We start from the raw sequence: 5,008 nt of genomic DNA on the forward strand, positions 1-5,008 counted from the left end.
CTGCTGGACCAACTGGTGCGCAAGCAGAAGGAATCGCTGCTGACCTCGCGCCTGGAAGGTTTGCAGACCAGCAATATCAAGATTATCGACCGCGCCGAGGTTCCGCGTGGGCCCATATCTTCATCAAAACAGATGGTTGGCATCAAGGCTGTGTTTATAGGCGTGTTCCTGGGTCTTTTCCTGGTCTTTGCCCTGGATTGGCTGGACAAGTCGATCAAGACACCGGAGGAAGCCGAACAACACCTGCGGATTCCCACCCTGGGCATGGTGCCGGAACTGGGGACCGAGAACGGCCACGATTACTATTACGGCTACGGGAAAAAGCCCGGAAAAGCTAAAAAAGAAACTCCCCACCACATTGAACTGGCCAACTTCATGGATGCCGATTCCGCAATGGCCGAGAGTTACCGCAATATCCGCACTTCCATCATGCTGTCAACCGCGGACGGCCCGCCCCAGTTGATCGCCATGTCCTCATCCCTTCCCCGTGAAGGCAAAACCGCAACCGTGGTCAACCTGGCGGTTTCGTTCACCAAGCTGGGGAAACGCGTATTGATCATTGACGGCGACTTGCGCAAGCCCATGATCCACAAGATTTTCAACTGTAAAAACACAAACGGCCTGTCATCTTTCCTGGTTTCCAGGGAGCCGTCTGAAGAGCTTTTTGTCAAAACCAGGGTTCCCAATCTCTTTGTGATCCCTTCCGGACCCATTCCTCCCAACCCCACGGAGATCCTGGATTCCAAGCGCATGGAAGACCTGATCAAGAAGCTGCGCCAGCACTTTGACCTGATCTTTATTGACGCGCCGCCCCTGGTGGGAATTGTGGATCCCGTAATTATCGGCCGCATGGCGGATGCCATGATCCTGGTGGTGTGGTGGGGAAAAACCAATCGCAAGGCCGTGGTGGGGGTCAAGAGCGAGTTGGCCAGGTTCCGCATCCGCTTGTTGGGAGCCATCCTGAACAAGGTAAATCTCAAGAAAGGCGAGGGCTATGGCTACCGTTACGGTTACAGTCGCTACACCTACGAATACAAATCCGACGAATCCCGCGCCTGAATTGTGGGCGATGTTGAGTTGATGTAGTCCAATCCATGCAGCCATCACAAAGTGATTCCGCAGACTTTTCAAAGGTTTTGCCGGGATTTGTGGATCTTCACACTCACCTGGTACCCGGCGTGGACGACGGAGCGCAGTCTCTCGAGGATTCGTTGCGGATGCTCAACCGGGCTTTCAGTAACGGTACGACCGTGCTCGCCGCGACACCCCATGTGTACCCGGGAGTACAGAAAGACAACGAAATAGAAACATTGCTCCAGGCCCGGGACCAATGGGTCGAGTGGGCCGGACGTGAATGCCCGCAAGTGCGTGTGATGGCCGGGGCGGAAATCCACTGCACCCACGCTCTGAGTGACACCCTGGCTCGTTTCAAGCGACGTTTGAGCCTCAACGCGGGCGACTACTTTCTGCTGGAGTTCCCCTTTGACATGCTTTTCCCCGGCCTGGACGAATTGTTGTTCATATTGCAGGGGGACGGCTGGATTCCCGTGATCGCGCACCCGGAACGCAACGCCGTGATTCAGCGGAACCCGGAGGTTCTCTCGCGCCTGGTAAGAGCCGGGGCCCTGACCCAGGTGAACGCGGGCAGCCTGATGGGCTGGTTCGGCGAGGCCGCCCGGCAAAGCGCGGTGCGGCTGCTGCGCAGCAACCTGGTTCACGTGGTGGCATCCGACGCCCACTGGCCGGATGAACGCCCGGCGGATCTATCCGGCGCTTTCGCTGTTTTAACCGACCTGGGCGTGGAGTATCCTGACCTGCTCCTGCGCCGCAATCCGGAGCACATCCTGCAAAACCGGGGAATCGAGCATATGCCGGAATCCAGCCCGCCCGCAACCGCCGGCCGCGGCTTCTTTTCGCGCCTGATCCGGCATTTTCAAGACGATTGATGACGGGATCCAGACAAAACATTTTCCGCTTGCGCATTCTCCAGGGTTTGATCCTGCTGGTGCCGCTGCCTTTCGGGAGCGCCCCCGAACCGTTCGTCACCATATTTTCCCTGGTACTGGTGATCTGGATCGCCCTGGCATGGCCGGATATTGAGGGTTTGATTCCGCTTCCCGGCGGGCGGTGGTTGGCCCGCCTTGTGATGTTGCTGCCTGTTGTCGCCCTGGTCCAGTTGATTCCTTTGCCGCGCGGGCTTGTGGGCGCGATTCATCCCGGGGCGTTGCCGCTGCTGGACTCTCTGCCCATGGCCGCATCGGATTGGTTGCCATTGAGCCTGGCTCCGGGGATCACGTTTGGCGTAGCCCTGCACCTGCTGGCGCTGACTCTTTTCTTTATTACTTTCCTGCGCTTGCCGGTAGGGCGCCTCGAAGCCAGGGGAATATCTTTCGCGCTGCTGGTTTCCGCGGGTGTGCAGGTCTTGATCGGGGCCACGCGCATGTTGATGCCGAACGGCAAATTTTTCCTCTTTTTTTACCCGGTTGACAACCCCATGCCGTGGGCGGCCCTGACCGGGACTTTCGTGGACGCCGCCCAGGCCGCTCTCTTTATCGGCATGGCGTTGCTGGCGGGTTTGGGAATGTGGGCGGCGGAGGCCGGCTTGTTTTCTTCGCGCGGACCCCGGCCGTCTACGCTGAAACAATGGCTTTTTCCGGGATCAATAACCGGATCCCACCTTGCCCTAATCGCAGTTTGCGTGGCCGGGTTTGCTTTGGTTCGTAACAAAAACCTGTTCTGGTTGATGACGGGTGCCGGAACCGTCGCGTTATTGTTGTGGCTGTTTACCCGGTTTGCGCCGGATTATCGTCGCCGCCTGAGTTGGATCTTCCTTGTCGCCATGCTGATGGCCATGGCAATGGGAATAACCCGTACCCACCCCCGGTTCCAGGAACAACGCACGGGCGATACAGTCTCTATGGATACCACGCCGGCAATAAAAAACATGATTCGCGATTTTCCCGTGCTGGGAACTGGCTTTGGTACGTTTTCCCAGGTCAACCCGGTTTATATCGACTACCCGGAACTCCACCTTTCCCACGCTCGCAATGAATGGCTGGAAGCCACGGCGGAAGGCGGCCTGTTTTCCCTCGCGTTGCTGGTTTCGGCCTTGCTGCTGTATCTGTGGGGGATGTGGCACGGCTGGAGTAATTGTCCGGACCGTTGGGCGAGGGGAGCGGCCGCGGGAATGCTGGCCGCGGCAATGCTGTTCTGGGGAACGTGTTTTTTTCATTATCCCCTGCGTGTTCCTGGCCTGGTTTTTCCCGGGTTGTTGTTGATGGCGCTTGCCGCCCGGCTGGTTACATGCAAAGGAGAAAAGAGGTGACGCGCCGCCCGGGTTTGTTTTTTGCGGCTTTCATCCTGGTTACCGCGGCCGGCCTGACTTCGCGGTTGCTTTCCATTGTATCAACAGGAATATCCGGTGGTTCTCTGCACCATCTCTTATCCGCGGTCAAAATGAATCCAACCGATCCCGCAAGCAAACGCAGGTTGGGGGTCGGTTGGATAGAGAATGGTGACGTGGCTTCAGGTATCACCTGGCTAGAGCGATCTTTGAAACTGAACCCACTGTCTCCGGATACGTGGCTGGAACTGGCTCGCGCGCATCTGACCGACCCGGTTCAGCGCGAACGCCATTTTGAGCAAGGCATCGCTGAGCTGCGCACAGCGGCGCGCCTGGGACCGGGAAGGCCGGAGTTGTCCCTGGTTGTGGGCATGGAGTTGTTGCGTTTGTGGCCCCTGCTTGACGGCGAAACGCAAGCGGAGTGTCGCCAACGCCTGAGCCGGGGGATCAACCACATGAGTCCCGAACAGGTAGACACCATGATCCGGGACTGGTACCGCTATTCCCGCTCATGGGATTTGCTGGCGAGCGTCCTGGAACGGTGTCCGGACGCCTGTGACCATGTGGCGGAGTACCTGTTGGAATTGGGAGCGCCGCTGGAATGGCGCTGGCGGCTGTTGGATGCTTCGGAAAGAAGGCGCTACGCTGAAATCCGCGCCCGTTACAATGAGCTGCTACGCGGCGGGTTGAACGTTCTTGAATTGGAAATCCTGATTCAAAGAATCGACAGAATACAAGGATATGCCCGGTTGTTGAATCCCCTGGATATGGACTGGATTCGTTACCGAAATTTCCGCGAAGATCTGTTATACCAGGCATTCGAGCAATCCTTGCGGCAATTCAGGCGCCATGCCCGGGAGCGTCAACGAAGAGAGGTATCAGGATGGGTAAAGCGGGTTATCTTTGAGACCAGCATCCTGGATCTGGCAGATCTGCCAAGACGCTTGAACGATGTGGGGCTGTTACGTGAGGATGATCCGCAAAGTCGAATCCTGCGCATTCATCTTGATCTACGCACAGGCAACCACGCAGGCGCTCTCGAGCGTGCCCGGCAATTGCTGCCGACTCTTCAGGGGAAGCGGTTTGTTGAGGTGGGGCTGTTGGCGGTGCGTGCCGCCATCGCGGTGCGCCTGATGACATTGGCCCTGCAAGAGGTGGAAGACGTTCTCCGGCAGGATCCCGACAACCTCGAAGCCCTGTGGCGCCGGGTACAGGTCAATCGTTTCCTGAGGGAAGATGTGTCTCAAAAAGACCTAGACCGCCTGCGTAATGAGGCAACCCTGGAAATCGGAGGGAACGGAAAGGTTTCCGCGGGTGTACCCCTGGTGGAGGGGGTCCGGGCCGCGGTACGTGTTCCCCGCTCTGCCGTGACAGAGAATCGCCTGCTCCAGGTCTACCTGGACGGGGCCATCCTGCTGGAAAAGTACCTGGAGAACGAGGCTGAAACGGTTTGGCTGGACATACCGTTTCCCACTGAAATGGAACCGATGCCGAACGTTGAAGCGAAAGTGCTTGAAGTGAAAAGTGAAAAGTGAAAAGTGAAAAGTGAAAAGTGGAACTGAGGTGACAGGTGTAGGGGCGGTTCGCGAACCGCCCAGGATCCTTAAATCCTAAATTCAAAATCCTAAACAATTCCCAATGATCCAAATTCAAATGAACCAAAAC

At 57.3% G+C, this 5,008-nt stretch carries 4 protein-coding genes; all 4 read left to right on the forward strand.

Annotated features, from left to right (window positions below; genetic code table 11):
* A partial coding sequence (locus ENN40_08795) for a polysaccharide biosynthesis tyrosine autokinase (GenBank protein ID HDP95439.1) occupies positions 1 to 1,059 on the forward strand: 1,059 nt, incomplete at its 5' end.
* 35 nt (positions 1,060 to 1,094) lie between these two features.
* On the forward strand, positions 1,095 to 1,946 hold the full coding sequence (locus tag ENN40_08800; protein ID HDP95440.1) for a tyrosine protein phosphatase: 852 nt from the start codon (positions 1,095 to 1,097) through the stop codon (positions 1,944 to 1,946).
* Positions 1,946 to 3,325 carry a hypothetical protein gene (locus ENN40_08805; GenBank protein HDP95441.1) on the forward strand — a complete coding sequence of 460 codons (1,380 nt, stop codon included), beginning with the start codon at positions 1,946 to 1,948 and terminating at the stop codon, positions 3,323 to 3,325. Before ENN40_08800 ends, ENN40_08805 begins: the two co-directional genes overlap by 1 nt.
* Positions 3,322 to 4,878, forward strand: coding sequence for a hypothetical protein (locus ENN40_08810; GenBank protein ID HDP95442.1), 1,557 nt, complete (start codon positions 3,322 to 3,324; stop codon positions 4,876 to 4,878). Before ENN40_08805 ends, ENN40_08810 begins: the two co-directional genes overlap by 4 nt.
* Positions 4,879 to 5,008: the final 130 nt, after the last annotated feature.

This window comes from Candidatus Aminicenantes bacterium, from assembly GCA_011049425.1.
Lineage (GTDB): Bacteria > Acidobacteriota > Aminicenantia > UBA2199 > UBA2199 > UBA876.

Excerpts from the sequence above, each read along its gene's own strand:
- ENN40_08800 (HDP95440.1), top strand. The coding sequence starts at position 1,095 with ATGCAGCCATCACAAAGTGATTCCGCAGACTTTTCAAAGGTTTTGCCG.
- ENN40_08805 (HDP95441.1), top strand. The coding sequence starts at position 1,946 with ATGACGGGATCCAGACAAAACATTTTCCGCTTGCGCATTCTCCAGGGT.